Origin of the sequence: Micromonospora sp. NPDC052213 (genome assembly GCF_040679695.1) — a bacterium.
GTDB lineage: Bacteria > Actinomycetota > Actinomycetes > Mycobacteriales > Micromonosporaceae > Micromonospora.
This window is the reverse complement of the sequence record NZ_JBFAVI010000425.1, coordinates 1-1,017: the sequence shown is the minus strand read 5'-3', so window position 1 is coordinate 1,017 and position 1,017 is coordinate 1. Positions and strand designations below refer to the sequence as shown.

The 1,017-nt window shown below is 69.2% G+C and carries 1 protein-coding gene; it reads right to left on the bottom strand.

Translation table 11 applies throughout. The annotated features are described in order from the left end of the window. A partial coding sequence (locus tag AB0L34_RS34465) for a beta-ketoacyl reductase (RefSeq protein ID WP_363709872.1) occupies positions 1-991 on the bottom strand: 991 nt, incomplete at its 3' end. Positions 992-1,017 lie beyond the last annotated feature (26 nt).

Genomic DNA, 1,017 nt, shown 5'->3' with positions numbered 1-1,017 from the left:
CCACCAACGCATTCGCCGCCGCATACCCCACCTGACCCGCAGAACCCCACACCCCCGCAATCGACGAAAACACCACAAACGCATCCAAATCCAAACCAGCAGTCAACTCATCCAACACCACCGCACCACCAACCTTCGCCCGCAACACCTCCTCCACCTCACCCACACCCACCTCACCCAACGGCGTCAACTGCGCCACACCAGCCGCATGCACCACCGCCCGCAACCGCTCACCCCGACCCACCAAATCCCCCAACAACCCCGCCACCGCACCACGATCCGCCACATCACAACCCACCACCGACACCCGCACACCCAAACCCTCCAACCGCCCCACCAACTCACCCACACCCGCCGCACCACCACCACGCCGACTCACCAACACCACATGCTCCGCACCCACACCCACCGCCCACAACGCCACCCGCGCACCCAACGCCCCCGTACCACCCGTCACCAACACCGTCCCCGACAACCGAAAACCACCACCAGCACCCGCACCCGCACCCGCACCCGCACCCGCCGGACAACCCGCACGCACCAACCGCCGCACAAACACACCCGACGACCGCAACGCCACCTGATCCTCAACCCCCGACAACAACACCCCACACAACCAACCCCACACACCACCACCCAACACACCCGGCAAATCCACCAAACCACCCCACCGCAACGGCACCTCCAAACCCACCACCCGACCCAAACCCCACACCGCAGAACCCGCGACATCCGCCAGCTCGTCCGAGTCGCCGACCGACACCGCCCCGCGCGTCAGCCACCACAACCGGCCCGACCCACCGACGTCGGTCAGCGCCTGCACCACGGCCAGCGCCGTCGACACCTCGGCGGCGGCCGGAACCGGGGACGCCTCCCGCGGCTCGGCCAGCGACAGCAGGGACACCACGTGGGCGTCCCGGGCGTCGGAGCTCATCGCCTCCAGCAGCAGCCGCGCCACCCGGTCGCGGTCGGCGCCGGCCGGGATCAGCACCGGGACCGCCCGGTCGGCCCGGGCAG